General features: G+C 60.6%; 26 protein-coding genes. 11 read left to right on the top strand and 15 right to left on the bottom strand.

The window, feature by feature from the left end; translation table 11 throughout:
- The first annotated feature begins 193 nt into the window (after positions 1-193).
- The 3 genes from RMQ97_RS04480 to RMQ97_RS04470 are packed head-to-tail and all read left to right on the top strand — an operon-like array spanning position 194 to position 2,968.
- Positions 194-1,141, top strand: a complete 948-nt coding sequence (locus RMQ97_RS04480; protein ID WP_413659654.1) for a DUF459 domain-containing protein — start codon at positions 194-196, stop codon at positions 1,139-1,141.
- A 12-nt stretch (positions 1,142-1,153) separates the two neighbouring features.
- A complete protein-coding gene (locus RMQ97_RS04475; protein WP_413659653.1) occupies positions 1,154-2,548 on the top strand; it encodes an MBOAT family O-acyltransferase in 1,395 nt (464 codons plus the stop codon).
- 9 nt (positions 2,549-2,557) lie between these two features.
- Positions 2,558-2,968, top strand: coding sequence for a hypothetical protein (locus tag RMQ97_RS04470; protein ID WP_413659652.1), 411 nt, complete (start codon positions 2,558-2,560; stop codon positions 2,966-2,968).
- Positions 2,969-2,971: 3 nt separating this feature from the next.
- Here RMQ97_RS04470 and ispG read toward each other — a convergent pair whose 3' ends face one another.
- From ispG to RMQ97_RS04450, 4 genes are all read right to left on the bottom strand, one after another.
- Positions 2,972-4,120 (bottom strand): flavodoxin-dependent (E)-4-hydroxy-3-methylbut-2-enyl-diphosphate synthase, encoded by a 1,149-nt coding sequence (ispG, locus tag RMQ97_RS04465; protein ID WP_413659651.1) that lies wholly within the window; start codon positions 4,118-4,120, stop codon positions 2,972-2,974.
- 90 nt (positions 4,121-4,210) lie between these two features.
- Complete coding sequence (locus RMQ97_RS04460; protein ID WP_413659650.1) at positions 4,211-5,065, bottom strand: helix-turn-helix domain-containing protein; 855 nt, start codon at positions 5,063-5,065, stop codon at positions 4,211-4,213.
- Between the two features lie 78 nt (positions 5,066-5,143).
- Entirely contained in the window at positions 5,144-7,444 is a 2,301-nt protein-coding gene (gene ptsP / locus RMQ97_RS04455) for a phosphoenolpyruvate--protein phosphotransferase (protein WP_413659649.1), read from the bottom strand.
- Between the two features lie 3 nt (positions 7,445-7,447).
- Positions 7,448-8,665 (bottom strand): aspartate kinase, encoded by a 1,218-nt coding sequence (locus tag RMQ97_RS04450; RefSeq protein ID WP_413659648.1) that lies wholly within the window; start codon positions 8,663-8,665, stop codon positions 7,448-7,450.
- Positions 8,666-8,882: 217 nt separating this feature from the next.
- On the opposite strand from RMQ97_RS04450, the gene ubiG reads away from it, so the two are divergent.
- On the top strand, positions 8,883-9,644 hold the full coding sequence (gene ubiG, locus RMQ97_RS04445; protein ID WP_413659647.1) for a bifunctional 2-polyprenyl-6-hydroxyphenol methylase/3-demethylubiquinol 3-O-methyltransferase UbiG: 762 nt from the start codon (positions 8,883-8,885) through the stop codon (positions 9,642-9,644).
- Here the strand turns inward: ubiG and RMQ97_RS04440 are convergent.
- Genes RMQ97_RS04440 through RMQ97_RS04425 form a run of 4 tightly spaced genes read right to left on the bottom strand, consistent with a single transcriptional unit; the run spans position 9,641 to position 12,017 of the window.
- On the bottom strand, positions 9,641-10,066 hold the full coding sequence (locus RMQ97_RS04440; protein ID WP_413659646.1) for a DUF1178 family protein: 426 nt from the start codon (positions 10,064-10,066) through the stop codon (positions 9,641-9,643). The genes ubiG and RMQ97_RS04440 overlap by 4 nt on opposite strands.
- On the bottom strand, positions 10,063-10,968 hold the full coding sequence (locus RMQ97_RS04435; RefSeq protein WP_413659645.1) for a carbon-nitrogen hydrolase family protein: 906 nt from the start codon (positions 10,966-10,968) through the stop codon (positions 10,063-10,065). Before RMQ97_RS04435 ends, RMQ97_RS04440 begins: the two co-directional genes overlap by 4 nt.
- A 4-nt stretch (positions 10,969-10,972) precedes the next feature.
- Positions 10,973-11,230, bottom strand: a complete 258-nt coding sequence (gene grxC / locus RMQ97_RS04430; RefSeq protein ID WP_413659644.1) for a glutaredoxin 3 — start codon at positions 11,228-11,230, stop codon at positions 10,973-10,975.
- A gap of 19 nt (positions 11,231-11,249) precedes the next feature.
- Positions 11,250-12,017 carry a ComF family protein gene (locus RMQ97_RS04425; RefSeq protein WP_413659643.1) on the bottom strand — a complete coding sequence of 256 codons (768 nt, stop codon included), beginning with the start codon at positions 12,015-12,017 and terminating at the stop codon, positions 11,250-11,252.
- Between the two features lie 50 nt (positions 12,018-12,067).
- Here RMQ97_RS04425 and RMQ97_RS04420 point away from each other — a divergent pair, with 50 nt between their 5' ends.
- Positions 12,068-12,985 (top strand): methyltransferase domain-containing protein, encoded by a 918-nt coding sequence (locus RMQ97_RS04420; RefSeq protein WP_413659642.1) that lies wholly within the window; start codon positions 12,068-12,070, stop codon positions 12,983-12,985.
- On the opposite strand, the gene RMQ97_RS04415 is transcribed toward RMQ97_RS04420, so the two are convergent.
- The 3 genes from RMQ97_RS04415 to RMQ97_RS04405 are packed head-to-tail and all read right to left on the bottom strand — an operon-like array spanning position 12,982 to position 14,599.
- On the bottom strand, positions 12,982-13,173 hold the full coding sequence (locus tag RMQ97_RS04415) for a Flp family type IVb pilin (RefSeq protein ID WP_413659641.1): 192 nt from the start codon (positions 13,171-13,173) through the stop codon (positions 12,982-12,984). The two genes, RMQ97_RS04420 and RMQ97_RS04415, sit on opposite strands and share 4 nt — an antisense overlap.
- Complete coding sequence (mutT, locus tag RMQ97_RS04410) at positions 13,170-13,583, bottom strand: 8-oxo-dGTP diphosphatase MutT (RefSeq protein ID WP_413659640.1); 414 nt, start codon at positions 13,581-13,583, stop codon at positions 13,170-13,172. The genes RMQ97_RS04415 and mutT overlap by 4 nt, the downstream gene beginning before the upstream one ends.
- Before the next feature lie 53 nt (positions 13,584-13,636).
- A complete protein-coding gene (locus tag RMQ97_RS04405) occupies positions 13,637-14,599 on the bottom strand; it encodes a peptidylprolyl isomerase (RefSeq protein ID WP_413659639.1) in 963 nt (320 codons plus the stop codon).
- Between the two features lie 162 nt (positions 14,600-14,761).
- On the opposite strand from RMQ97_RS04405, the gene secA reads away from it, so the two are divergent.
- On the top strand, positions 14,762-17,647 hold the full coding sequence (secA, locus tag RMQ97_RS04400) for a preprotein translocase subunit SecA (RefSeq protein WP_413659638.1): 2,886 nt from the start codon (positions 14,762-14,764) through the stop codon (positions 17,645-17,647).
- Positions 17,637-18,107, top strand: a complete 471-nt coding sequence (locus RMQ97_RS04395) for a GNAT family N-acetyltransferase (protein WP_413659637.1) — start codon at positions 17,637-17,639, stop codon at positions 18,105-18,107. Before secA ends, RMQ97_RS04395 begins: the two co-directional genes overlap by 11 nt.
- Positions 18,108-18,203: 96 nt before the next feature.
- Here the strand turns inward: RMQ97_RS04395 and RMQ97_RS04390 are convergent, their stop codons facing one another.
- Entirely contained in the window at positions 18,204-19,136 is a 933-nt protein-coding gene (locus RMQ97_RS04390; RefSeq protein ID WP_413659636.1) for a hypothetical protein, read from the bottom strand.
- 593 nt (positions 19,137-19,729) lie between these two features.
- Here RMQ97_RS04390 and RMQ97_RS04385 point away from each other — a divergent pair.
- Positions 19,730-20,128 (top strand): hypothetical protein, encoded by a 399-nt coding sequence (locus RMQ97_RS04385; protein ID WP_413659635.1) that lies wholly within the window; start codon positions 19,730-19,732, stop codon positions 20,126-20,128.
- Positions 20,121-21,392 (top strand): CsgG/HfaB family protein, encoded by a 1,272-nt coding sequence (locus RMQ97_RS04380; protein ID WP_413659634.1) that lies wholly within the window; start codon positions 20,121-20,123, stop codon positions 21,390-21,392. Before RMQ97_RS04385 ends, RMQ97_RS04380 begins: the two co-directional genes overlap by 8 nt.
- Positions 21,393-21,472: 80 nt before the next feature.
- Here RMQ97_RS04380 and RMQ97_RS04375 read toward each other — a convergent pair whose 3' ends face one another.
- Positions 21,473-22,276, bottom strand: coding sequence for a hypothetical protein (locus RMQ97_RS04375; protein WP_413659633.1), 804 nt, complete (start codon positions 22,274-22,276; stop codon positions 21,473-21,475).
- A gap of 318 nt (positions 22,277-22,594) precedes the next feature.
- On the opposite strand from RMQ97_RS04375, the gene RMQ97_RS04370 reads away from it, so the two are divergent.
- Positions 22,595-23,020 carry a hypothetical protein gene (locus RMQ97_RS04370; RefSeq protein ID WP_413659632.1) on the top strand — a complete coding sequence of 142 codons (426 nt, stop codon included), beginning with the start codon at positions 22,595-22,597 and terminating at the stop codon, positions 23,018-23,020.
- On the top strand, positions 23,017-24,252 hold the full coding sequence (locus RMQ97_RS04365; RefSeq protein WP_413659631.1) for a CsgG/HfaB family protein: 1,236 nt from the start codon (positions 23,017-23,019) through the stop codon (positions 24,250-24,252). The genes RMQ97_RS04370 and RMQ97_RS04365 overlap by 4 nt, the downstream gene beginning before the upstream one ends.
- Positions 24,253-24,407: 155 nt before the next feature.
- On the opposite strand, the gene RMQ97_RS04360 is transcribed toward RMQ97_RS04365, so the two are convergent.
- A complete protein-coding gene (locus tag RMQ97_RS04360; RefSeq protein ID WP_413659630.1) occupies positions 24,408-24,812 on the bottom strand; it encodes a hypothetical protein in 405 nt (134 codons plus the stop codon).
- Positions 24,813-25,029: 217 nt separating this feature from the next.
- Positions 25,030-26,013 carry an acetyl-CoA carboxylase carboxyltransferase subunit alpha gene (locus RMQ97_RS04355; RefSeq protein WP_413659629.1) on the bottom strand — a complete coding sequence of 328 codons (984 nt, stop codon included), beginning with the start codon at positions 26,011-26,013 and terminating at the stop codon, positions 25,030-25,032.
- Positions 26,014-26,068 lie beyond the last annotated feature (55 nt).

Here is a 26,068-nt window from a genome sequence, read left to right as displayed (position 1 = left end):
CACGCTGAAATTCCCTTATCCGGCGAGACATTTAGTCTGACAGACGAGAAACGTGGCCTGACAACAACAGAGGTGTTCACAATTCCGCCCCAATCGCGAAACGCGCATTGCACGTCAGGCGAAACTACCGTTTAAAACTTGTTAACGGATCCAATCGACAGGTCCAGGCGAGTTCATGGCGGGGGGCCGGAACATGAAATGTGTGCGTGTGTGGGCGATGGCCCTGTGTATTGGCCTGATGAGCTCGTCCGGTTTTGCACAGGAGCATTCGGGCGGCGAACAGGACACTCCGACGGGCGAAGCCCAGACTTCCGCCCCGGCCGTCACCACACCCCAGCGCATCGGTGTTTTTGGCGACTCCATAGCGGACGGCATATGGGTCGGTCTGCGCCGCAATCTTCGCCGTGATAATCGTGCCGGCGAGATCCTCCAGATGAGTGAGGTGTCCACCGGTCTGACCAATTACGTCTACCGCGACATCTCCGAGAAAACACGCGATCAGCTGGCTGAACAGGATTTCGATGTCGCCGTGGTGCTGTTCGGTTCCAATGATATCCAGGGCATTCGTCATGACAGTGGCGCGGTCTATAATTTCCGCTCCGCCGATTGGGAGACGGTGTATCGTGAGCGTATCCGCGATGTGGTGACCCAGCTGCAAACCGACGGGGCTACGGTCTACTGGGTCGGCCTGCCCGTCATGCGCTCCAGCCGCTATAATGCCAATACGATCTATCTCAACGGCATTTTCCGCGAAGAAGTCGAAGCCTTGGGGGCGGTCTTTATCTCGACCCGCGCGGTGACCGGTGATGCCGAGGGCAATTATTCCGCCTATCTGGCCGATGCCGGTGGCACTCAGCGCCTGGTACGGGCGGATGACGGCATTCATTTCACCCTGCCGGGTTATACCCGTCTCTCCGCGCCAGTTGCTGCCGCCATTCGTGAAGGCTGGGACAATCCCCGGCCTCAAATACCGCTTGTGGCCGAAGCCGAAATCGAAGACGAGGCCCCGGACGCTCTCGCGGACTGGCTGAACGTGGCCATTAATGGACAAGCCTATATCTGCCAACCGGTGACCCTCGACGCGCCAGATCCCAATGGCGCCGAAACCGGTACGCCCACCGTCAGTTCGGCAGATCAGTAGGCCCTCTCAGTCATGCTGTTTCCCACGCTCACTTTCGGCATTTTCTTTGTGGTCGTGCTCGGTTTCACCTGGGCGCTCGATCGCGAGAATGCCCGGCGCAAGTTTTTCCTCCTGGCCGCCAGCTATGTCTTCTACGGTTGGTGGGACTGGCGTTTCTGCTTCCTGCTCGCCATCAGCTCGATCGGCAACTGGATGCTCGGCCGGATCATCGGGCGATTGCCGGAAGGTCCCACCCGCGCCGCCGTGATCTGTTTCGGCGTCGTTCTCAATCTGGGCGTCCTGGCCTTCTTCAAATACTATGGCTTCTTTCTGGAAAATATCGGCGAAGCGCTGGCAATGGCCGGCTGGGAACGCGATCTGCCCCTGCTACAGGTCATCCTTCCGGTCGGAATTTCCTTCTACACCTTCCAGGGCATTTCCTATCTCATCGACGTGAAACGCGGCGAGGCCGATGGTGAGACCGGGCTTGTCGATGTGATGCTCTATATCTCCTTCTTCCCGCAACTGGTCGCCGGACCGATTGTGCGAGCAAAGGACTTCCTGCCTCAGCTGGACCGTGCACCCAGTATTTCACGTGGCGCCATGAGTCTGGGACTGTTGCTCATATTGTGGGGGCTGTTCAAGAAGACGGTGATCGCCAATGAGCTGGCGACAGGCCTGGTCGACCCGGTCTTCTTTTCGCCGGCCGAGTTCGGTGGCCTGGACCGCCTGTTTGCCGTCTATGGCTATGCGGTCCAGATCTATTGCGATTTCTCGGCCTATAGCGACATAGCCATCGGCGCCGCAGCGCTTCTGGGTTATCGGTTCAACAGGAATTTCGACCAGCCCTATCGCGCACGTTCCTTCCAGGATTTCTGGCGGCGCTGGCATATCTCCCTGTCCACCTGGCTGCGCGATTATCTCTACAAACCCCTCGGGGGCAGCCGGGGTGGCCCGTTTGCCACCAGCCGGAATCTGATGATCACCATGCTGCTGGGCGGATTGTGGCACGGTGCCGCCTGGACCTTCCTCGCCTGGGGTTTCATTCATGGCAGTGCCCTGATGATCGAACGCGCCCTTGGCCTCGCCCGGTCAGGCCGCGGGCTGATGAGCCTTGTGATCACCTTCCACGGCGTTTGCCTGGCCTGGATCCTGTTCCGTTCTCCCGATTTTGCCACAGCCTGGGCCTTCCTCACGGACTGGCACTCCATCACCGAACCGGTTTTCCAGCTCACTCCGTTCATAGCCGGCCTGGTCGTGTTCGGTCTGGGCCTGAATGCCCTGCCCCCGCGCCTGATCGAACAGGTCGCTATCGTGATGTCCCATCTGCGATCGCCGGGGCTGGCCCTGACCGGTGCAGTGGCGTTCGTGTTGATCGATGCGCTGCGCCAGCCCGGCATGGCGCCTTTCATCTATTTCCAGTTCTAGGGGTGCGTGATGAACGAGGATGACGATCTGCGGGACGCCCTGTTCGAACAGCCGGAAGATCCGGTCCAGCATGAGCGCGGACGCCTCTGGCTGAATAATGGCGTTTTGCTCAGCCTCCTTCTGGTGGCCGCACTCAATCCGGTTTCAATGGAGAGATGGGCCGCGGCCAAGGCACCGAATTGGGGCATCGAAACCATCCGACTGACCACACAGGTCTGGTCACAACGCATGCAATTGCTCGGACTCAACACACCTCGCGACGCTATTGAAACCTGGTGGGACGGCTTGCAGGGAACGGGGTGGCACGACATTCGCCTGCCCCGCTTTCAGGAGAAAACAACCGGCACGGCGTCTGAGGCCGAAAGCGAGCTGGAACTGACACCGGCTGCCTCCGAGGCGTCGCCGGAGGATGCGCGCTAGCGATTATTCGGCTGCGGCCTCCGAGGCTTCGCGTTCCTGGCGCAAAAGATCGGCCCGTGCCTCGACCATTTCGACAATATGTTCGACCATGGCCGCGTTGGTGACATTGTGGTCGGGACGTCCCGACACATACATCTTGCCCGACCCGGCTCCCCCGCCCGTGAAACCCAGATCGGTCATCAGGGCTTCGCCCGGACCATTGACCACACAGCCGATAATCGACAGCGAAATGGGCTCGGAGATATGAGAGAGCCGCTCTTCCAGGGTCTCGACGGTGCGGATCACATCAAATCCCTGCCGCGCACAGGACGGGCAGGCGATGATATTCACACCGCGCGTACGCAGCCCCAGAGATTTGAGGATATCAAATCCGACACGCACCTCTTCTTCCGGTTCCGCGGAGAGTGACACACGAATCGTGTCGCCAATACCGGCCCACAGAAGATTACCCATGCCGATCGAGGACTTCACGGTGCCGATACGCTGACCGCCGGCCTCAGTCACACCCAGGTGGAGCGGGGCATCGGTCGCCTCGGCCAAGGCCTGGTAAGCTGCAGCGGTCAGGAAGGGATCAGAGGCTTTTACCGAAATCTTGTATTCGCGGAAATCCAGATCCTCGAGAATACGGGCATGGTCGAGCGCGCTCTCCACCATCGCTTCAGGACAGGGCTCACCATATTTTTCAAGCAGATGCTTTTCCAAAGACCCGGCATTGACACCAATCCGGATCGCGCAGCCATGATCGCGGGCCGCCTGGACGACCTCCTTGACCCGGTCCATCGAGCCGATATTGCCCGGATTGATCCGCAGACAGGCCGCTCCGGCCTCTGCGGCTTCGATCCCGCGTTTATAGTGGAAGTGAATATCAGCAATCAGAGGCACCGTCGCCGCCCGGGCAATCTCCTTGAACGCGGCCGTGGAGTCTTCGTCAGGACAGGACACTCGGACCAGATCCACCCCGGCCTCTTCACACCGGCGTATCTGGTCAATCGTCGCCCCCGCGTCAGAAGTGGGCGTGTTGGTCATGGTTTGCACGGTGATCGGTGCATCGCCGCCCACCGGAACCGCGCCGACCATGATCTGGCGACTGGGACGACGCTCGATCATGCGCCACGGACGGACAGTACGGGGATCCTTGCCAGCTGCAGACATGACGATCAGCTCCAACGTGAAAGACGAGTCGGTCAGGATATAGACAGGTTTGACGCCGGTTTTAAGGCAGGTCCGACAATCGGCCGCAACTCAGCCTTCAGTGGGAGCCTCGGCCACATCTGATGGTGTGCCGGGAAGGGGCTGGTTTTCCAGCGCCTGGCCCTCTTCACCCAAACGCCCGACAGCTGCACCATCGCGTTCAAGAGCGATGGCTCCTGCATTGGCAGTCGAGACCTGGAGCCCGGCCTCAAGAGCCCGGTAGATCTCCCCGGCCTCAAGATCGCGCGCGAACAGGATGCGGCCCGAACGGTCGCGCACTTCCAGCCAGGTCGGGGACAGCGCGCGCAGCACCAGTTCAGACGAGGTCAGCGGTTCGCTGACCGGGAGTTCGTCCCAGATCTCGGCGACACTGGCGCGCACGGGTTCATCGCTGAAATCATCCATGGCCCAGTCAGGAATGGCATCCGGCGGCGCGGGCACACCCAGGAATTCGCTGCCGTCCTGCACCTGCTGCAGATACCACCATCCAATGGCCACAACGCTGACCAGGATCAGGACCGCACCAAAGGCACCCCGCGGCAAGCGGATATCCTTACGGGTCTTGGTCGCGGCTGTGGGGCGCGCCCGCCCCGTATCCGTATCCACTTCGCGTTTGAACTGTTCAACGATGGCATCGGCTTCCAGTCCCAGAAAGCTGGCATAGGTGCGCAGATATCCGATCGTATAGGCCCGGGCCGGCAGGCCGCGCGGGTCCATCGTCTCAATGGCTTCAAGATAGTCACGGCGAATACGCGTCCGCGCTGCAGCGGAATCGAGCGTCAGCCCGGCCTTGATACGAAGATCACGAAGCCGTTCTCCTGCGCTGAGCTGCAGGAGATCAGCACCCTCTTCGGAAAACACTGCGTCTACGGGCACAAAACCCGTGCTCGAAACTTGACCCGACATCACCCTACATCGCTCTCGTTCGCCCGGAGCGATCCTTTTCGCCCTCATACTTTATGACAGGGCGAGAGGTTAATAAAATCAAATCCTACCGGAGTTATCAACAGCCTCCGGCGGAAGGCCTATTTCTGTGCCAGCCGACACCAGTTGTGATCTGAGGCTATCGACCGGACTGTCAAGCCGCGGAGCAAGCCAGGTGCCAAGCTTTTCGGCATCGAGCTGACCGAGCATGGTCTTGATCGGCCCGATACTGCCACCCGCCATGGAAAGCCGGTTATAGCCCAATGCGATAAGCACCGCCGCTTCGAGCGGTCTCGACGCGATTTCACCGCAGACCGAGAGCGGAACCTCATGTTTGGTGCAGATGGTCTGTATCTGTTTGAACAGTCCGAGAGCGGGAGGGCTGAGTACATCATACCGTTCTGACACACGCGGATTCTGCCGGTCAGCCGCGAAGAAATACTGCATCAGATCATTGGCGCCCACGGCAATGAAGTCGACGCTGTCGATATAATGCTCCAGCGCGAACACCATGCCTGGCGTTTCCAGCATCAATCCGACCTCAACCGTTTCCGGCATAGGCAGATCCCGATGCTTCGCGAACAGCAATTCGCGCTCGAACATGTCGCGCGCCGCTCGCAATTCCCACGGGGCGGAAATCATCGGGAACATCAGCTTGAGCGAACGCCCGGCCGCGGCCCGGATCAGGGCGCGAAGCTGGTAACGCAACAGGCCCGGACGATCCAGCCCCATGCGAATGGCCCGCCAGCCCAGCGCCGGATTGGGCTCCTTGGTCGAAGGCGCAAAGGGTGCCACCTTGTCCCCGCCCAGATCCAGTGTGCGGAAGATGACCGGACGATCTCCGGCTGCATCCAGCACGGAACCATAGACCGTGGCCTGTTCATCCAGACGCGGCAGGGTTTCTGCGACCATGAACTGAAACTCGGTCCGGAAGAGCCCCACTCCATCCGCGCCGGTATCATCCATCTGAGTCAGTTCGATCAGAAGACCGGCATTCAGGTTGAGCGAAATCCGGCGCCCATCAGCTGTGACACTGGGTTTGTCGGCCAGGCTGGCATAGGCCGCCCGGCGACGACTCAGCGCATCCAGGCGTTCCTCATAGGTCACGATCACTTCAGCCGTCGGACGGATATGCAAAAGCCCGAACTCGCCATCGAGAATGACATCATCGCCGTTCTCAGCCCGGTCGAGCGCCCCTTCAACCTGACCCACAAGGGGAATACCCAGAGCCTTGGCGACAATGGCGGCATGTGAGGAGGCGGCGCCCTCTTCCAGCGCAATCCCCTTCAGCTTGTCGCGATCAAAATCGAGCAGTTCCGCCGGACCGATATTGCGCGCGAGCAAGATCGCGTTATCGGGCAGGTTCGCCAGTGTGGACGCGGAACCGTCCAGATGGCGCAACAGGCGATTGGCCAGATCCTCGAGATCGTGCAGGCGTTCACGGAAAATCGGGTCCTGGGCTTTCATCAGCCGCGCGCGGTTTTCATTGCGGACCCGTTCGACGGCGGCTTCGGCCGTCAGACCGCGCCGCACAGCCTCGTGGAGACGGTTCAGCCAGCCCCGGTCGTGCGCAAACATGCGATAAGCCTGCAGCACATCACGGCTGGGTCCACCAAAGGGAATGCGGCCGCTTTCGAACATGTCATCGATGGATGCGCGTAAGCCGAGAATGGCGTGCGTCAGCCTTTCGGCCTCGCTTGCGCTGTCATCAGCGATCAGTCGGGCCGACGACACATGCGGTTCGAACTTCACCACCACACCGGTTGCCAGCCCACTCGAATAGGCCCCGCCCTGCAGGCGTTCCGGTCGCGAGGGGCGCACATCCAGCTCGCCCAGCTCGCCCGTGTCCATGATCTCACCGGAGGAGACGATCTCGGCGAGCACCATGGCGACGGTCTGCAGCGTTTCGATCTCGTCTTCTTCCACCAGGCGCTGATCGGTGGACTGTGCTGTCAGAACGCCGACAAGACGGCCCCCGCGCAGGATTGGCACGCCGACAAAGGCCTTGAACGGTTCCTCACCGGTTTCCGGCTTGTAGGAGAAGGACGGGTGGGCCTGGGCATCTTCCACCGAGAACGGACGCGCCTGACGCGCCACGAGGCCCACAAGCCCTTCATCCTGTTTCAGCCGAACCTGGTGCACGGCCTCGTTTTTCAGGCCATGTGTGGCGCACAGCTCCAGCGCATTGGAAGCCCGTCGCAGATAGATGGAGCACACATCCCACCCGGCTTCATCGGCGATCAGATCCGTCAGATGGTCCAGACGTTCCTGTGCGTTTTCCTGCACGGCCATAAGCTCGCGCATGCGTTTGAGCAGGCGGCGCGGGTCTGTGGCAGTCCGGGTGATGGGCGGTTCTTGCATGAGTCAGACCTTGTCCAGTCCATAAGCGGCGTGCAGGGCACGCACCGCACGTTCGACAGAATCCTGTTCGATCAATGCTGAAATCTTGATTTCGGAAGTTGCCAGAAGCTTAACGGCGATACCGCGCTCCCCCAGAACCCCGAACAACGAGCGGGCAATGTCTGCTCTTTGTCGCAGACCTGCTCCAACAACAGACACTTTGGCGAGGTTTTCACCGGTCCGAACCGGCTCCGGTAAAGCCAGTCCGGCACACAGAGCGAGTGCCCGTTCGAGATCGCGCCCGGCGAGCGAGCATTCCAGATTGACGTGATCGGGTGTGCGCCCGTTCGACTGGACGATCATGTCGACCCCGATCTGTGCCCCGGCAAGGGTTGCAAAGACGACAGCCATCTGCTCGCCCGACGGATCAAGTCCCGGCAGGGACAGTCGGGCCTGGTCTCGCACATAGGCGACCCCGGACACCAGTCGCCGCTCGCTGATCTGCGCGCCATCGACCACATCCGTGCCCTGCGCGTCACCGGGAGCCGCGAAACTGGACAGGACCCGCATCGGCACGCTGTGGGTCTTGGCAAACTCTACCGAGCGGGCCTGAAGCACTTTTGCGCCCTGGGCTGCCAGTTCGAGCATTTCATCATGGCTGACCTGGTCGATCCGCCGTGCGGCGGGCTCCATCCGCGGATCCGTGGTGTAAACCCCGTCGACGTCTGTGTAGATGTCGCATCGCGCCTCCAGGGCAGCAGCCAGTGCGGCCGCAGAGAGGTCCGTGCCGCCGCGCCCCAGCGTCCGGATTTCACCGGTTTCAGTCATGCCCTGATAGCCCGCCAGAACGGGCACGATACCGGCGTCCATCATCTGAGCCAGGCCTCGACCATCCAGTCCGGATATTCGCGCAGAACCGGCAGGACCATCAGCCAGAACCGGGACCTGCCATCCCATCAGCGAGCGGGCCTTCAGCCCCTCGCCTTCCAGCGCCAGGGCCATAAGAGACGCGGAGACCTGTTCACCCGCTGCCAGCGCCACATCACTTTCAGCATGTCCCAGATCTCCACCCAGTTCGCGTGTGAGGCCCAGTATGCGATCCGTCTCACCCGCCATGGCAGACACGACAACAGCATGGGGCTCACCACGGCGCACGGCTTGCGCGACCAGTCGCGCGGAATGACGGATACGCTCGATCGAACCGACCGATGTGCCGCCAAATTTTGCGACCACGCGCTGCATGTGTCGCTCCCCTCAAACCTGCGCCGTTCGGGCCCTGTATCCCGGTGGCTGTGACGAGGACTGCTCAAATCGTCGCAGCCCACTCGATTAGCCGCCCGGCTGAGGCCATATTAAGGCACCCGGACCAAAGCGATTTCATCCTTGATCTAATTGCGCGGTCTTTTGGATGCAACGCCCGAACGCAAGCGGCAGACAACTCGCCCGGAAGGTGAACGCCATGGCACACGCAACCGCACCCGAAACTCTGTCCCGGCCCTCGGTCGATCCGGAGGAAGTCGAGAAATTCTCGCGCATTGCGTCGGAGTGGTGGGATCCCAATTCCAAATTCGCACCACTGCACAAGTTTAACCCGGTTCGCCTGGGCTTTATCCGGGACACGGTGTGCGATCATTTCGACCTGTCCGGCGAGACCCCGTTCGAGGGTCTCAGACTGCTCGATATCGGTTGTGGCGGTGGCCTGGTCAGCGAGCCCATGGCCCGTCTGGGCGCATCTGTCACCGCGGTGGATGCGGCAGAAGCCAATATCAAGACCGCCAGCGTACATGCGCAGGAATCCGGCCTGACGATCGATTACAGACACGGTGTGGCCGAGCAATTGCTCGAAGAGGGCGAAGCCCAGTTTGATGTGGTCCTGAATCTGGAAGTGATGGAGCACGTCGCCGATCCGCACCAATTCCTGATCGACAGCGCGCACCTGGTCAAACCCGGCGGGCTGATGATCGGCGCCACCATCAACCGCACTCCCAAAGCCTTTGCTCTGGCAATTGTCGGCGCGGAATGGGTTCTGGGCTGGCTGCCGCGCGGCACGCACCGGTTCAACAAGCTGGTCAAGCCGACCGAATTGTCGGCAGCGCTTCGGGCCGGAGGCATGACACCCGATGACGCGATCGGCGTGAGCTATAATCCGCTCAATGACCAATGGTCTTTGAGCGCAGACCCGTCGGTGAATTATATGATGATCGCGCGCAAACCGGGCTAATTCAGCTTTTTCGGCGGCGTGGGGGCGAGAGCGTCAGGCAGCGGCATGACCGGCACGCCCTCATCCTGGAGCGCTTCGCTGTCTGCCGCACTGGTTTCGCCGTAGATCAATCGTTCCGGCTTGTCACCCTCATGCATCGCCCGAGCTTCTCGGGCGAAATCTTCACCGACATAGTCATAGTTATCGCGAATATGGCTGCGGACCTGGGCCGCGATCTTCTGAAGATCCGCCTTCGCATCCCGGGCTTCGACCTGGCGTGCGGTGCGCACGGCGGGGGCCATCAAGGCCTTGCGTATATCGGTGGATCCGCAATGGGGGCACTCGACCAGGCCCCGCTCGACCTGCATCTCATAGGCGTCGGAATCGGAAAACCAGGCATCGAACGCATGGTCCTGGTCACATAACAGCGCGTACTTGATCATTCGCTTTCGTATTCGGTCGCTGGGTCAGCGGGCATCTGATCCCCCATGGATACCAGACCTTGGACCGGCGCGGAAACAGCACGGTCATGGCTGAGCGCAGGAATGCGTTGCCGCGCGTCCGACACTTTTCGCATATCCAGCACCGCATGCAAAATTCCGGGCTCGTCATGCTTGAGCTCGGCCACGATCTCGCCCCAAGGGCCGATAATCATGGAATGCCCCCAGGTCCGGCGGCCATCCTCATGAAGCCCGCCCTGGGCCGGGGCCAGCACATAGCTGCCGGTCTCAATCGCCCGTGCCCGAAGCAGGACCTCCCAGTGGGCCCGGCCTGTGGGACGGGTGAAAGCCGCCGGAACGGTCAGTATCTGTGCGCCGGCCTGCGCGAGAGCCCGGTAGAGATAGCCAAAGCGCACATCATAACAGATGGACAAGCCCAAACGCGCGTCGGCGATATCCGCGATCACAGGCTGCTGCCCCGGAGCATAGGTATCACTCTCGCGATAGGTCTCGCCCTGTCCGAGACCCACATCAAACATGTGGACCTTGTCATAGCGGGCCTGCAAAGCGCCATCGGGACCAAACACGACAGTCCGGTTGACCGCCTTGCCGGTCTCGCCCTTCAGAGCCAGCGAACCGATCACCAGATGCACACCCAGCTCGCCCGCCAGAGCCGAAAAGCGAGGCAAGGCCGGATCCGCGTTCTCGGGTTTCAGCACGGCCATCGCAGCGGCACTGTCCTTCTGGACGAGATTGGTGCATTCCGGTGTCAGCACACATCGTGCACCCTCATCCGCTGCCCGGCGGATGGCCACCTCGGCCACGTCCAGATTCGCATCCGGATCGATCCCGGAGCGCATCTGGACCAGGGCCACAGGCAAGGTATCCATCGGGCGAGCGCGCATGAGATCAGGCGTTGAGCAGCGGATCGAGCTTGCCGGCCCGTTCCAGCGCCATCATTTCGTCGCAGCCGCCGATATGCATGTCGCCAATAAAAATCTGCGGGAAGGTGTTTCCGCCATTGGAGCGCTGGATCATCTCCTGGCGCTTCTCGCGGTCCATGCCCGCCTCGATTTCGGTGAACGCGACACCCTTTTGCTTGAGCAGAGAGACTGCACGGGCGCAATAGCCGCACAGGGGACGTGTATAGATCGTTACTTGGCTCATCAGAATTCTCCTTTGCGCCCTATGTAGGCGGAGTCTCTTCCCGCACAACTTTGCACAATGTCACGACATCTACACGGATTGCGCCAGAGAGTTTGAGCAGTCGTGTACAGGCCGCGATCGTCGCGCCGGTGGTATAGACATCATCGACCAGAAGCACACGCTGCCCCAACAGCGCGTCCGGTTTGCGTACGGCAAACGCCCCCACCATATTGCGCCGCCGCCCGCTGGCGCTGCGCCCGGCCTGTGAAGGCGTGGCTTTCTTACGCACCAGGATATCCGTGCGCACGGGACACGATGTCCCCGACACCAGCGCCCGCGCCAGCAAGGCGGCCTGATTATACCGCCGGGCGAGCAGGCGCCGCCAGTGCAGCGGAACAGGAATGGCCAGGTCTGCTGCATCCAGTTCACGGCGTGCCGCCATACGCATCCACCGACCGAACTGGGGCAGCATCTCGACCCGGTCGGCCTTCTTGAACGCCAAGACCAGAGCGCTACTGGCCTCGTCATAGGCGAGCGGAGCGCGCAGGCTGTCGAACCGCGGCGGATGCGCAAGACACACGCCACACAGCCAGTCCTCCTGAGAGGTGTCGCCGCTATCCGGCACGGGGGCATATTCAAACGGGCGGCCACAGGATGAACACTGCGGCGGGGCGAGGAAGGTCAGTTCCCGCCATGGGTTGACGGCCAGATGCCCGGGATCATCCACAGCCTGGCCGCTAACCGGACACTGCGGTGGCCAGACTAGATCGCAGGCGCGCCGAAACAGCGGCCGGAGCGGAGAAAACACAGTTCTCGCCCCTTTCCCGGACGCTGAAAAACGCGCATATCCCCCTCGTGATGACAGAGATGCCTCCCCAGCTTTTCGATCGCCGCCTGTTGCGGCAGCGTCGTGCCCGCCAAGCGGACAGCCTACACGATTTCAGCTTTCTCGTGGAGCGTGTCGCCGAGGATATGGTCGACCGGATCGAGAGTATCACACGCGATTTCGACCGTGTCCTGGTGCTCGGTGGGGGGCCGCGTTTTGTCCCGGCGCTCGCAGCGTCCGCCACAACCGGCAAGCTGGGCCATATCATCCAGACGGACATTGCCCGCCCTGTGGCCGCGAGCCTGCCCGGCGCGTCGCGTGCCTGTGTGGACGAGGAAAACCTTCCCTTTGCCGATGAGAGTTTCGACCTGGTTCTGGCACCGCTGAACCTGCACTGGTCCAACGATCTGCCGGGCACGCTGATCCAGATCAATCGCGCCCTGAAACCGGATGGCTTCCTGGCCCTGGCCCTGTTTGGCGGCCAGACCCTCACTGAGCTGCGCCGCGCCCTGATGATGGCGGAAAGTGCCCTCTCCGACGGTGTCCACAACCGTGTGTCACCCTTTGCGGGAACGTTTGACATGGCAGCCCTGCTGCAACGCGCCGGTTTTGCCCTGCCCGTCTCGGATATCGACCGGTTGACCGTGCGCTATGACAGCGCTTTTGACCTCATGCGGGACCTGCGCGGCATGGGCGAGACCAGCGTCCTGACCGACCGGCCCCGCCGTCCCGCCTCCCGAGCGCTCTTCATGCAGGCCGCAGCCCTTTACGCTGAACAATTCAGCGATCCTGATGGTCGGATCCGGGCCAGTTTCGAAATTGTGCATGCAGGAGGCTGGGCGCCTCATCCCGACCAGCCCAAGCCCAAACGCCCCGGCTCGGCCACGCACAGCCTGGCGGCGGCGCTTGGCACGACAGAGATCTCGGCAGGTGAGAAGGCCGGGGGTTAGAAACCGCCCGAAGCGTCGACAAACATTTGCTGAACCGTAGGGCCGATCAGGGCGAGTGCGCCCACACCGGCAATCGATATGATCACGGCGACAACGGAGTATTCGATCGCTGTTCCGCCGAACTCGTCTTTCCAGAACCGTGACCACCAGCGCATGCCGGACCCTTTCACCAGAGCGACACCGCTCACAGGCGGTCCCGCAGTTCAGCCGCAAGCGGCAGATCAGCTGCGGGCATTTTGAAATCCCGCAAATTCTCTTTCCGGACCCAGGCGATCTCCTGCCCTTCCTGGGGCTGGGGGAAACCGTCCCATGTCCGGCACAGGAAAAAAGGCATCACAATGTGAAATGCCTCGTACGGATGGGACACGAAAGCGAAGGGATGCAGGCAGCGCTCACACGGCTCCACCAGTAACTCCTCGCGCAATTCACGCACCACCGCCTGTTCCGGCGTTTCCCCGGGCTCGATCTTGCCGCCGGGAAACTCCCAAAGCCCTGCCATGTCCTTGCCGTCCGGTCGTTGCGCCAGAAGGATGCGGCCATCCGCATCAAGAAGGGCACACGCCGCCACATAAAGCACAGGCTTCGGGTTCTGACTCATGACACTGACCTCATTTTCTTAAAATGCCGTGCAGGAGAAGGGTTTACGGAAGCTTACCCGTCGGGCTGGGCGCTCAGGTCGATCACGTCCTGTGGCGGCTGACCGGCTGCGTCTTCAGCGCTCATATCATCCTCTTCGTCCGGTCCGGCAAGGTCCGGGCGCTGGATCTCGGCCTCCACGCGCAGTGTATCCACCAGGGTCTGCAGGTGTTCGAGCGTGTAATTGCTCACGATCTGAGGGCGCATCTGGTCGAGTGTGGGAGCCGGCTGACGACGCCGATCCTCGATCTGCAGCAAGTGCCAACCATACTCGGTCTGGAAGGGCGGCGAGACCTCACCCACCCGGGTGGAAAAGGCCACCGCTCCAAAGGCCGGCAGGATCCCGCCCCGCGTGAAATAGCCCAGATCCCCACCGTCAAGCCGGGTCGCATGATCCTGGCTCGTCGCAACGGCCAGTTCGGCAAAACTCTCTCCGGAGTCCAGCAGGATTTCGATTGCCTCGGCCTCCTCGCGCGTCCTCACCAGAATATGCCGGGCGCGCACCTCGTCGCCGAACCGCATGAAATTGATCTGTTCCTCATAGATGCGCTGGATCACCTCGTCGGTCACCGCATCATTCAGAGCCGTCTCCACAAGCACATTGGACAAAATGCGTTCGCGCGCCACAGCGAGGCGCCGATGCACTTCGGGATCTCGTTCGAGCCCCCGCGCCCGGGCTTCAAGCGCCAACAGGCGTTGGTCAATCAGCTCATCAAGCGCTCGCTCGAACACATCATCCCCAGGACCGACATCCTGTGCTCCCACATCGCCCGCCTGGTCTGTCAGTTCATGCATGACATGGGAGACGCGGATCAAAGTCCCGTTGACCCGGGCCACCACCGGATCGGCCTCGTCCGGCGACAACATCTCTTCCGGTCCGGAAAACGTCTCGGCAGTCCGCCGCGGCTCAGGGCCGCATGCCACCAGAAGGCCCAGGCCGAAAACCAAACATACTCTGACCCATACTGGTGCAGACATGGCGCGCTCTTACCTCGGATTGCTGTTCCAGCCGCGTGCCTTGATTGACACGCCATGCCCCCATCCTTAAGTCAGCCAGACGTTTAAAAGCAATGCTGCGACGAGTGTGTCTTGATGAATGAGACACCACGTCCGGCCTGAAAAGACCGTAAAGCCGTTATCATGCTGCCAATTGTTCGCAAGCTCTTCGGATCCTCCAACGATCGCAAGGTGCGCCGCCTGCGGCCCATCGTCGACAAGATCAATGCTCTGGAGCCCGATTTCGAAAGCTTGAGCAATGAGGGCCTGGCGGCCAAGACCGGCGAATTCCGGGCTCGCCTCGCCGATGGTGCCAAGCTGGAAAGCCTGATCCCTGAAGCCTTTGCCGCCGTCCGCGAAGCCGCGAAACGAACCTTGGGCCTGCGTCCCTACGACGTGCAGATGATGGGCGGCATCGTGCTGACCGAGGGCTCCATTGCGGAGATGAAAACCGGCGAAGGCAAGACCCTCGTTGCGACTTTGCCCGTTTACCTCAATGCCCTGCCGGGCAAGGGCGTGCATGTGGTGACGGTCAATGATTATCTCGCCAAGCGGGATGCCGAGTGGATGGCCAAGGTCTATGGCGCGCTGGGCATGTCCACAGGGGTCATCATGCATGGCCTGAGCGATGAACAGCGCCGCGCGGCCTATGCCTGCGACATCACCTACGCAACCAATAACGAGCTCGGCTTCGATTATCTGCGCGATAACATGAAACATTCCGTCGAGGAGATGGCTCAGCGCGGTCACGCCTTTGCCATCGTCGACGAGGTCGACTCCATCCTGATCGACGAAGCCCGCACGCCGCTGATCATCTCGGGTCGCACCGAGGACCGCACGGACTTCTACAAAACGATCAACGAACTCATCCCCCTGCTGGACGAGGACTGCTACGAGATTGACGAAAAAGCCCGTTCCATCCTGCTGACGGAAGAGGGCAATGAACGCGTCGAAGAGATGCTCAAAGAGCGCGACTTGCTCAAAGAGGGCGATCTCTACGACATCGAGAACATCTCGGTCGTTCACCACGTCAACCAGGCGCTGAAGGCCCACAAGATCTTCCAGCGCGACAAGGATTACATCGTCAAGGACAATGCCGTTGTCCTGATTGATGAATTCACTGGCCGGATGATGCCGGGACGCCGTTTGTCCGAAGGCCTGCACCAGGCGATCGAGGCCAAGGAAGGAACGGACATCCAGCCCGAGAACCAGACGCTGGCCTCTGTGACCTTCCAGAATTACTTCCGCCTCTATGACAAGCTGGCGGGCATGACCGGTACCGCATCGACCGAGGCCGACGAATTCCACTCGACCTATGGTCTTGATGTCGTGGAGATTCCCACCAACAAACCGATTGCCCGGATTGATGATGAGGATGTGGTCTTCCGTACGGCGGCTGAAAAATACGCTGCCATTGTCGACGATTTGATCGACTGCCAGGACCGTGGACAACCGGTTCTGGTGGGGACAGCCTCCATCGAGAAGTCGGAAATCATCTCCGCGCTTCTGGGCGACAAGAACCTCTTCAAGAAAGAGGTCGGTCATCTCTATCCCAAGGACGCAGCGGAAAAAGAAGCCTGGGAGAAGGACGGACGTCCTGAACGTCCACTCCTGAAAGAGATTCTCGCTCACCTGCCGATTGAGCACCAGGTCCTCAATGCGCGTTATCACGAAGCCGAAGCCGGTATAGTGGCTCAGGCCGGTGTCCCTGGCGCCGTGACCATTGCCACCAACATGGCCGGCCGCGGAACCGATATTCAGCTGGGCGGTAACCTAGACATGCGTCTGGAGGCCTGGCTCGACGCCCAGAAAACGGCTGGACGGGAACCGAGCGAAGCCGAGATTGAGGCGGAGCGCGACAGCATCGCCGCCGATATCGCTGCCAAGAAGCAACATGCCCTCGATGCCGGCGGCCTGTACGTGCTCGCGACGGAACGCCATGAAAGCCGCCGGATCGACAATCAGCTGCGTGGCCGGACCGGTCGTCAAGGTGATCCGGGTCGGTCGAAATTCTATGTGTCGGTCCAGGACGATCTGCTGCGCATCTTCGCCGCCGAACGGCTGGACATGATCATGCGTCGCCTGGGTCTCAAAGAAGGTGAAGCCATCGCGCACCCGTGGATGTCCAAGGCGCTAGAAACCTCGCAAGGCAAGGTGGAACAGCGCAATTTCGACATCCGGAAAAACGTCCTGAAATATGATGACGTGATGAATGACCAGCGTAAGGCGATCTTCGAACAGCGCATCGATTTCATGACCGCCGACGATGTCGCCGATGTCATCACCGACATGCGGCATGACGTGGCCGAAGATTTGGTCAAACATCACATCCCGCCCAAGGCCTATGCTGACCAATGGGATATCGAAGGCCTGAACCTCAAGGTGCAGGAGACATTCGGTCTTGAACTCCCCATCAGCGAGTGGGCCGCCGAAGAAGGCATCGCGGATGAGGAAATCCTCGAGCGTCTACTGTCAGAGGCCGACAAGGCCTATGCGGCCAAGGTCGCATCTGCCAGCCCGGACCTGATGCGCCGCGTGGAGAAATCCATTCTGCTGCAGGCGATTGATCTGAACTGGCGTGAACACCTGCAAAACCTCGATGCCATGCGCTCCATGATTGGTTTGCGCTCCTACGCCCAACGCAATCCGCTGAATGAATACAAACAGGAAGCCTTCGAGCTGTTTGAACGCCTGACCGACAATATGCGGTCCGAAGTGACACAGAAACTGATGCTTCTACGTTTGGAGCGGGCGCCAGAACCTGCCGCGGCTCCGGCTCCGCAGGGACTGACGGAAACACACATCAATCCAGATACCGGCCGGAATGAAATGGCCTCGGCGCAACAGGCGGCCCCTCGGGCACGCCCGCCCGCGCCGCCCTTGCGCAAACCCGCGCAAAATCTGGACCCAACGCGCCCGGAAACCTGGGGCCGTGTCTCGCGCAATGCGCCCTGCCCGTGTGGCTCCGGCAAGAAGTACAAGCATTGCCACGGTGCATTGACGCCCTCTGCTACCGACAATGACGGCTAGGGAGTTTTCGCTTCGTCCGGCGCGGCCGGGTGAGGCGACGCCCCTGTCGGAACTATGTCTCCTTTCAAAGGCCTATTGGGGCTATCCGGCAGATTTTCTTGACGCCTGCCGACCGTATTTGCGTGTCGAGGAAACGGATATTGAGCAGGGCCATACCTGGGTCGCTCAAAGGCCCGATGGAGCCGTGCGCGGTGTCTGCCAGATTGCTCCGGGTCATCCGGTCGGCAATCTCGATCTATTGTTTATTCATCCCGACATGATGGGCAAGGGCATCGGCCGTGCCTTGTTTTGGAATGCCTGTGACCGCCTTCGCGCGGCCGGAGAGCGTCGCGTGACCTTGCTGTCCGACCCCCAGGCCGAATCCGCCTATCTGAAGTGGGGCGCCCACCGGATCGAGATGCGGGCCTCAGATGTGTTTCCGGGCCGTCTCCTGCCCTGGATGGCCATGGATCTGCGCTGAGCTTCGCCTGACATGAGAACGGCCGGACCCCATGAAGGATCCGGCCGCCGCCCCCAGCGATGCGATCGGGGGGATGCAGGCTGAGGACTGTCTCGATTAGAAGTCCAGGCTGGACACAGAGACGGAGTTGCCGATGGCGGCAGCCGTCACGGACACATCACCCGTGATGTTTTCGATTTCCACATTCGCTTCCGCACCCGTGAATGCGTTGTTCAGCTGTGTAGAATTCAGACGCATGTCAGCCGTATCCGGCAGCGTGGAGACGCTGAGGGAGTTGGAGATCGCAGCCGTCGTGCTGGTCACTTCACCGGTGACGTTGGACACGCCCACATTGGAGTAAGCGCGCGGGTCGATATTGGTCGTCTGATAGTTGTTGATCGACGCAAAATTGGATGCGCTGACTTCATAGGACGCAGAGTTGGCAATTGCAGCCGAGGTCAGCGCCACATCACCGGTCACGTTCTGAACGTGGCCGTTCAGCTTAGACACGGCATCCCCACGGAAGAATTGGTTGTTGCTCAGATTCAGGTTTTCACCCGACGCTTCAACAGACAGGGAATTGCCGATCGCCGCAGACGTGGCGGACACATCACCGGCTACATTCTCGACACCCAGGCTCAGCTTGGATTCGAAATTGCCGATCGCCACCTGATGATTGGCGATATTGGCATAATCCGCATCACTGTCGATGGTCACGGATGCAGAGTTGCCGATGGCCGCCGCCGTTGCCGACACATCACCCGTGATGTTGTCGATGTCGGAATTGAGTTCAGAATAGGCACCACGATAGGTGGACTGAACATTGTTGATCTGCGGATTGCCATCCAGATCGGCCGAGAACGAGTTGTTGATCGCGGCAGACGTCAGGGCAACCTCGCCCTGAACGTTCTCAACGTCGGAATTGAGTTGAGCACGCGCCTGCGCCCAGTTGCGCTGGACATTGTTGATCGTGCGGTCCTGGGCAAAGGCCGGAGCGGACAGTGCAACGCCAGCAATAACCAGAGCGGTGGAAATCATGTGCTTTTTCATAGTCGTGTCTCCCGAGACATTTCACATTTGCCACCCCAGTCGGTGACGTCCCACACGTCGCAATCCATCTGCCATGCCAGTTTGCCCGCCCGATCACCCTTAACGGCGGGTAAATTTTTTTCTTAGGATTATTATAAAAACAAATTCAAACACTTACACGAATGCCGCAAATCCTAATCAAACGTAAACGCGTCCCGGGCCAGTTTAACCACGCCGTTAACGTCTCGTTTTCGAATACGATCTGTGTCGTTCCGGGCCAAGTGTCAGTAAACAAAGTGTAAATCTGGCAAGTTCTGGCACGCCCGATGACGCATTCCCCTGACGGGAGAGCCTTGAAATCAATGGACTTCCCGGGACGGGAGTCGAATTAGCGCTCTGCGAGAGATCCTGCCAGACGCGTTCGCTTTTTATAAGAATTTTCAGGGGCATATTTACGGTTTGCAAACCATGAATCCGGTTCGGAGAAATCCGGGCCGGCGCCTAATTGTCTGTTTTTATTGAAGGGCACTGAAAAACCCGCCTTCAACCGGCCAAACTTGGTCCCGCGATTGCACAGATGTGTCCTGACACGCGAGCGATACGGGAATGAAACAATGACAGGCCTTCTTCTAATAGCGATGGCGAGCCTTACCCAGGCCCAGGGCTATCCGCAGACCCAGCCCTATGGCACCACCCACGCGGACATGGCCACGCCCTATGAGGCGCCACAACGCGATGCCCAGGGCAATCGGATTGTGATCAATGGCCGTGTTATCGACAGTGAGGATCAGGGCACACCCGGTCGACCTGTCACACTGAGCAATCGCCCCGCCTCAACGCTGGCAGCCGGTGGCACTTTGGGCCGCCCTAGTGTCACCGCGGCGGCGATCGGCAATAGCGTCTCCATCACCGGCGTATCCAATACGACGATCATCATCGAACAGCGCAATCAGGCCAGTCAGACTGTAAACATCGGCACGAGACAGACCTCGAACGGAGGCGAGAATGACTAGAGCGCCCCTTCTGGCACTCGCAACCGCACTGGGATTGTCCGCCTGTCAGACGACGAGCGATCCCCAGGCGCCGGTGGTGCCGGTCACGCCTCTGTCCGGCGCCCCCATTCAGACGGTTGAGACCGACTACACAGCATCGCTGCAATGCCTGGCGAGTTTTGCCGGCGCACAGAATTATCCCGCCCCGCGTGTTGCGGTCGGCCACATCTCCGATTTAACGGGAGCCGATGACTACATGTCCGGTCGTCGCCTGACCCAGGGCGCGACCTTGATGGCAATATCGGCCGCAGATACCGCCGGTATGCGGGTTGTTGAGCGATTCGACATGGGCGTGGTCCAGGTGGAGCTCGACTATGCGCAGAACGGCCTCGTGCGGGATGCGCCCAATCGCCTGCGTCAGATCCAGCAAGGCCAGATCGAAGGTGCAGACCTGTATCTTGTCGGCGGTCTCACCGAGTTCAATCCCAATATCCGCTCTTCGGGCCGCACGGCCTATGCCAGTGTTCTGGGCGATAGTGGCGGTGCCGGAACCTATTCCGGCTCGGAATATGTCATTGATATCGGCATGGACCTTCGCCTCATTGATGTGCGCTCCACCGAAGTGATTGCCGTTCGGGCCTTCCGCAAACAGGTGCGCGGTCGTGAGATTGAAAGCGGCGTGTTTGCTTTCATGGATGACATTGTCATCGATATTGGCGGCGGTGAACGTGCGCTTGAACCTGTCCAGACCGCTGTTCGGGCCATGGTCGACCGAGCCGTGTTCGAATTCATGGCCAGTCTGTACGATCTCCAGACGGGATCCTGCGTCGATGGACAGCCCGCACGCGCGCGTGTGCAACAGGCCCAGCACGCCCAGCGCCAGGTCGCACCTCAACCGGCCCCGCGTCAGGTCGCGCAGACCGCGCCTCAGCGTCAGCCGAGCCCGGTTCCCGCTGCCCCCTCGATCCAGAGCCCGGCAGCTGTCTCGACCGCTCCGGACCGCTCGACCCACACCGGCTATGGTCTCCATCTGGCCTCTTATCGCACCATGTGGAATGCCAATCGCCAGTGGCCCGAGATCCGGTCTGCCTATGAGCAGATCCTGGGAGACCGTCATGGCCGCATCGTCGCGGACGATGGGGGAAATGAAGGCACAATCTTCCGGGTCATGGCCGGTCCCTGGCCCAATGAGGCCGCCGCGGCCAGCGCCTGTCGCGATATTCGAAACCTGGGCGGACAGTGCGCCGTGACCGCCTACGCAGGCGATGCGATGATGCGCTATTGATCGCTGCGTCTCTCTTACGTGTCAAAAAGGCCGGATCCATGGATCCGGCCTTTCTTTTTGTGGTATCTGTGAGGGGAGGATCAGAAATCCCCCACCGTCACGCTGACCGAGTTCCCGATCGCGGCGGCCGTGGCGGACACATCATCACGCACCCGGCGCAGATCAACATTCGCCGTGGCATTGATGTAGCCGGTGTTGAACTGGCTGGTCGCCGTATTGACCCGCCCGACGCCCGGCAAGGTGGAGACCGACAGCGTATTGCCGATCGCTGCCGCGGTCACCGACGCATCATTGCCAATGGAGGCAATGTCCACATTCGCCACAGCGGCCACCCCACCCAGATTGGCCTGGGAGTTGGTCACATCCAGTGTCGCTGCCCGGGTGCTCTCGACACTCGCGGAATTGCCGATCGCAGCAGCGGTCGCACTGGCATCCTCGGCACGACGAATATCCGCATTTAGCGTGGCACTGCGCCAGCCGGTTGAGGATTGGGCGTTGATCACATCTGAATCGAGCAAACGCCGACCCGCCTCAATGCTCACAGATGCCGAGTTACCGATGGAGGCTGAAGTGGCGCTCACCTCTTCACTGACGCCGGAGATACGCGCGTTCAACTCCGCGAAACTCGCCGCCGTCGACGCCTGGGCATTATTGACGAACGTCGTGCGATTGCTCTGTACCGAGAGCGAATTATTGATCGCAGCCGAGGTTGCGCTCACATCATCGCCCACGCGTTTGATACCGGCATTCAGCTCGGCCCGGCTTTCCGCCCAGCTGGTCTGGACATTATTGACCGTGCGCTGTTGCGCTTCGGCCGCGCCTGAAAGCAGGGTAAAGCCCAGCGCGAGACAAGCACCGTATTTGAGACTGGCAGACAGTGTCATCATGTTCTCCTTGAAATGACTTCCCCGGCCACGCGCGGGGGTGAAGAACACGGAGCAAGTGGGCGACCAAGCAGGGTTAACCAAGGATTACCCGCTTATTCAGGAGGTTGTCGGATTCGCCGATACCCGGTCCTTGCAGTTCAAGGCTTTTTGCAATTTCAATCTCGCGTAATGCAATGCTCAACCCTTGCGGTTTAACACACTTGCCCTTCAGAACTTCGGCCCGGTCCTGATAGCGCTTCAAATACAGCTATTTAGAATACTCACTCTGTCTGGCGCTCCCGTTGCAACCCTCACACGAAGATGTGGAGGTCTGACATGAATACCTATTTGATCGCAATAAGCCTGGCGGCCGGATTGAGTTCCACGGCTCTCGCCCAGGACCGAACCGGCCATCCCGAAACGCGGCCCTGGGGCCATGAATCCGGAGCCATGGCAGCCCCTTATGATCCCGGACGACGCGATGATCGCGGCAATCTCTATGTGATCAATGGCCAGGTCATCGACGCTCCGGCCTCGAACATCTCTGGTTTTGGTCTGATGAGTGACCGCCAGACCCTGTCCGGAGAAAGCCTGGCCCGGCCTCGCTCGACGGCCATGAGTATCGGCAATCTCATCCAGATCAACGGCGCCTCGAACAGCACATTTGTCCTGACCCAGATCAATTCCGGGCCGCAAAACGCCAATGCCAGCATCGCGCAAAGGTCTGATCCTGAAACGCCAGGCGAGGAGGACGAAGAATGAAGTCCCGTCTCCTCGCGAGTGGAGCGTCGGCCCTGTGTCTCGCCGGATGTGCCACGACTATCGACCCTCATCAGCCTGCGACCCACGTCACGCCGCTTCTAGGCTCCGAAGTCGTTTCAGTCTCAACCGCATACTCCCCGACGCTTACTTGCCTGTCCCGCTATGCCGCGTCGACCGGCTTTGAGCCACCGCGCATCGCCGTCGGCCATATCACGGACCTGACGGGAGCCGATGACTATTTCACGGGTCGCCGACTGACCCAGGGCGCCACTTTGATGGCCATGTCAGCAGTGAATTCCGCCGGAATGCGCCTCGTCGAGCGCTACGATACCGGCGTCGTTCAGGTGGATCTCGATTATGCCCGCAATCAGTTGCTGCATGATGGCTCTGACGAAGTCCGCCAGGTCCAGGCCGGTCAGATCGAGGGTACGGATCTGTATCTGATCGGCGGTATCACGGAGTACAATCCCAACATCCGCTCCGGCGGAGCACGGGCCTTCGCCAGCTCGGCAGGCGAGAATTCCGTGGGCCTGAATCTGGGCGGACGCGATTACATCATTGATGTCGGTATGGATCTGCGGCTGGTGGATGCCCGCACAACAGAAGTGATCGCGGTTCGCGCCCTGCGCAAACAAATTCGCGGTCGGGAAGTCGAAGCCGGCCTGTTCGCCTTCTTCGATGGCAATCTTATTGATGTGGGCTCTGGAGAACGCGCACTGGAACCGGTTCAGACCGCCGTACGGTCGATGATTGACCGGGCCGTCGCCGAGTTTGTTCGCGAACTATACAGCTTGCCGGAGGAGGCGTGTGCCAGCCGTCCCGCCGCCCCGCCCGTGAATACGGCCAGCACATCAAATGGCACGCCGGACGCGCCACAGCCGCACTCCAGCCCGGTTACACCTCCGACCCAGAGCGCGGAACTGGATGCTCCCCAGGCTCATGCCCCCCAGACGAACGATACAGGCGCAGGATATGGCATCCATCTCGCCTCCTACCGCTCGGTCGAGTCCGCCCGTTTCGGCTGGTATTATCTCGCAGAACGCTTCCCGGACTCCCTGTCGGGTCGCCACGCGCGCCTGGCGCCTGTCGATGATCTGACAACCGGCCTGTATCGTCGCCTGCTGATTGGGCCCTGGCGTTATCCGTCCGATGCACAGGAGAGCTGCAACACGCTCCGTCAGGCGGGCGTGTATTGCGAGGTTGAACCTTTTTCCGGAGAACCCCTGGGCTAAACCCTCCACATTTTGCCCGGGGTGGGGGATCGGCTTCGGCCGGTCCCCTTTTGCTATACGAACAAGTCCGGAAGGGTGCTGCACGCCGCCCACAAAAAATTGGCCGGACCTTTGGGGGAAAGGTCCGGCCGGTCAGCCTGGGCGATTTCAGGAGATCAGGGGACGCACCACCCCGGCTGACACATGACGGTGCTGACCCAGTCTGTCGGCGGAGAGATCACGTCTCCCGGTTCGGGACAGATGCGACAGGCATCGAAAACAGGTTCATAGGCGACACGCTTTTCCAGCTCGCGACGCAAAAGCCGTTCGGCATCCTCACCGACCCTAAGGGCCAGGTCAGCCGGCGAGGATGCCGGACCCGCCGCCGGGAACTGGCTGAGGGACCAGGCCGGTGGCGCGGGAGTTGTCTGCGGGGTTTCGCAACTCTCGACCCGTTCGCACATAATCGTGGCTGCGTCCGTGACGGGGCGGTGTTCCGCATCGGGCAGGAGGACCGATGTGGCCAGACCACCCGCGGCCAGACCACTGAGGATCCAGATGGATGTCGATTTGCGCGGCATGACCTCGTCTCCGTGTTGCTGGGCCGTTTGGTTCTTGAGGAGCAAACAGCAAGCCAGAGACAGACCGCGGGTAACACATTGTTTTATTTAAGGTTGATCACGCCAGAGTTGAGCACTCTTGCAAAGTGCTCCCAAGCCTGACGCAAAATGCAAGACCGGCCCATTGCGCTTCGCAACAGGCCGGTTTCATGCCAGTTTTTCAACGCTTGGATGGGCGTCAGAGATCGCCCATTTCCATGCGGCCGATGGCCAGAAAACGCTCACGTCTTTGCAGCTTGAGCTGTGCAGGAGACAGGCCGGACAGATCCCGCAAGCTCGCCTCGATCGCATCACCGACGGATTTGAGGGTCACATGTGTATTGCGATGTGCGCCCCCGACGGGCTCGGGAATAACCTTGTCGACGATCTTCAGCGCGGTGAGGTCCTCAGCCGTGATTTTCATCGCCACCGCAGCATCCTTGGCGCGGGTACTGTCCTTCCAGAGGATGGACGCACAGCCTTCCGGCGAGATCACGGAATAGATGGAGTGTTCCAGCATCATCACCACATTGGCGCTGGCCAGAGCCACAGCACCGCCGGAGCCCCCCTCACCCGTGATGACAGACACCAAAGGCGTGCCCAGCGTGAGACAGCGCTCGGTCGAACGCGCAATCGCCTCCGACTGCCCGCGTTCTTCCGCGCCCAGCCCCGGATAGGCCCCCGCTGTATCTACAAAGGTCAGCACGGGCAGATCAAACTTCTCGGCCATATCCATCAGACGGATCGCCTTGCGATAACCTTCCGGACGCGCCATGCCGAAATTGTGGTGCAGGCGAGATTGGGTATCATGGCCTTTCTCATGGCCGATCACGACCACGGATTGCCCTCGAAAACGGCCCAGACCGCCAATGATCGCAGCGTCTTCAGAGAAGCGTCGATCCCCCGACAACTCCTCGAAATCCTCGATCAGCGCCTTGCGATACTCGCGAAAATGCGGGCGATCCGGGTGGCGGGCCACCTGGGTTTTGCGCCACGGATCGAGCTGGCCATAGATTTGCGCCAGCTGGTCTGCCGCCTTCTGGCGCAGCTTGGCGGTCTCCTCCGCGACATCCGGCGCATCTTCGCCATTGCCGCGGGCCAGGGTTTCCAGTTCTTCGATCTTGGCTTCCAGCTCAGCCAGCGGCCGCTCGAATTCCAGATAGGTACGCGTGGGGTCGGACATGCCCGGTCTTCACCTGTGGACTAGTTGACGTGAGCGCAAACTAGCGATCCGTGAC

Source organism: Maricaulis sp. D1M11 (assembly GCF_047308265.1).
In the GTDB taxonomy this organism is placed as follows: domain Bacteria; phylum Pseudomonadota; class Alphaproteobacteria; order Caulobacterales; family Maricaulaceae; genus Maricaulis.
This window is presented reverse-complemented; position numbering and strand designations above follow the sequence as displayed.

What these genes read in the sequence shown, in the direction of transcription:
- RMQ97_RS04480 (WP_413659654.1), top strand. Translation starts at nt 194, where the DNA reads ATGAAATGTGTGCGTGTGTGGGCGATGGCCCTGTGTATTGGCCTGATG.
- RMQ97_RS04475 (WP_413659653.1), top strand. Translation starts at nt 1,154, where the DNA reads ATGCTGTTTCCCACGCTCACTTTCGGCATTTTCTTTGTGGTCGTGCTC.
- RMQ97_RS04470 (WP_413659652.1), top strand. Translation starts at nt 2,558, where the DNA reads ATGAACGAGGATGACGATCTGCGGGACGCCCTGTTCGAACAGCCGGAA.
- ispG (WP_413659651.1), bottom strand. Translation starts at nt 4,120, where the DNA reads ATGTCTGCAGCTGGCAAGGATCCCCGTACTGTCCGTCCGTGGCGCATG.
- RMQ97_RS04460 (WP_413659650.1), bottom strand. Translation starts at nt 5,065, where the DNA reads ATGTCGGGTCAAGTTTCGAGCACGGGTTTTGTGCCCGTAGACGCAGTG.
- ptsP (WP_413659649.1), bottom strand. Translation starts at nt 7,444, where the DNA reads ATGCAAGAACCGCCCATCACCCGGACTGCCACAGACCCGCGCCGCCTG.
- RMQ97_RS04450 (WP_413659648.1), bottom strand. Translation starts at nt 8,665, where the DNA reads ATGCAGCGCGTGGTCGCAAAATTTGGCGGCACATCGGTCGGTTCGATC.
- ubiG (WP_413659647.1), top strand. Translation starts at nt 8,883, where the DNA reads ATGGCACACGCAACCGCACCCGAAACTCTGTCCCGGCCCTCGGTCGAT.
- RMQ97_RS04440 (WP_413659646.1), bottom strand. Translation starts at nt 10,066, where the DNA reads ATGATCAAGTACGCGCTGTTATGTGACCAGGACCATGCGTTCGATGCC.
- RMQ97_RS04435 (WP_413659645.1), bottom strand. Translation starts at nt 10,968, where the DNA reads ATGCGCGCTCGCCCGATGGATACCTTGCCTGTGGCCCTGGTCCAGATG.
- grxC (WP_413659644.1), bottom strand. Translation starts at nt 11,230, where the DNA reads ATGAGCCAAGTAACGATCTATACACGTCCCCTGTGCGGCTATTGCGCC.
- RMQ97_RS04420 (WP_413659642.1), top strand. Translation starts at nt 12,068, where the DNA reads ATGACAGAGATGCCTCCCCAGCTTTTCGATCGCCGCCTGTTGCGGCAG.
- mutT (WP_413659640.1), bottom strand. Translation starts at nt 13,583, where the DNA reads ATGAGTCAGAACCCGAAGCCTGTGCTTTATGTGGCGGCGTGTGCCCTT.
- RMQ97_RS04405 (WP_413659639.1), bottom strand. Translation starts at nt 14,599, where the DNA reads ATGTCTGCACCAGTATGGGTCAGAGTATGTTTGGTTTTCGGCCTGGGC.
- secA (WP_413659638.1), top strand. Translation starts at nt 14,762, where the DNA reads ATGCTGCCAATTGTTCGCAAGCTCTTCGGATCCTCCAACGATCGCAAG.
- RMQ97_RS04395 (WP_413659637.1), top strand. Translation starts at nt 17,637, where the DNA reads ATGACGGCTAGGGAGTTTTCGCTTCGTCCGGCGCGGCCGGGTGAGGCG.
- RMQ97_RS04390 (WP_413659636.1), bottom strand. Translation starts at nt 19,136, where the DNA reads ATGAAAAAGCACATGATTTCCACCGCTCTGGTTATTGCTGGCGTTGCA.
- RMQ97_RS04385 (WP_413659635.1), top strand. Translation starts at nt 19,730, where the DNA reads ATGACAGGCCTTCTTCTAATAGCGATGGCGAGCCTTACCCAGGCCCAG.
- RMQ97_RS04380 (WP_413659634.1), top strand. Translation starts at nt 20,121, where the DNA reads ATGACTAGAGCGCCCCTTCTGGCACTCGCAACCGCACTGGGATTGTCC.
- RMQ97_RS04375 (WP_413659633.1), bottom strand. Translation starts at nt 22,276, where the DNA reads ATGACACTGTCTGCCAGTCTCAAATACGGTGCTTGTCTCGCGCTGGGC.
- RMQ97_RS04370 (WP_413659632.1), top strand. Translation starts at nt 22,595, where the DNA reads ATGAATACCTATTTGATCGCAATAAGCCTGGCGGCCGGATTGAGTTCC.
- RMQ97_RS04365 (WP_413659631.1), top strand. Translation starts at nt 23,017, where the DNA reads ATGAAGTCCCGTCTCCTCGCGAGTGGAGCGTCGGCCCTGTGTCTCGCC.
- RMQ97_RS04360 (WP_413659630.1), bottom strand. Translation starts at nt 24,812, where the DNA reads ATGCCGCGCAAATCGACATCCATCTGGATCCTCAGTGGTCTGGCCGCG.
- RMQ97_RS04355 (WP_413659629.1), bottom strand. Translation starts at nt 26,013, where the DNA reads ATGTCCGACCCCACGCGTACCTATCTGGAATTCGAGCGGCCGCTGGCT.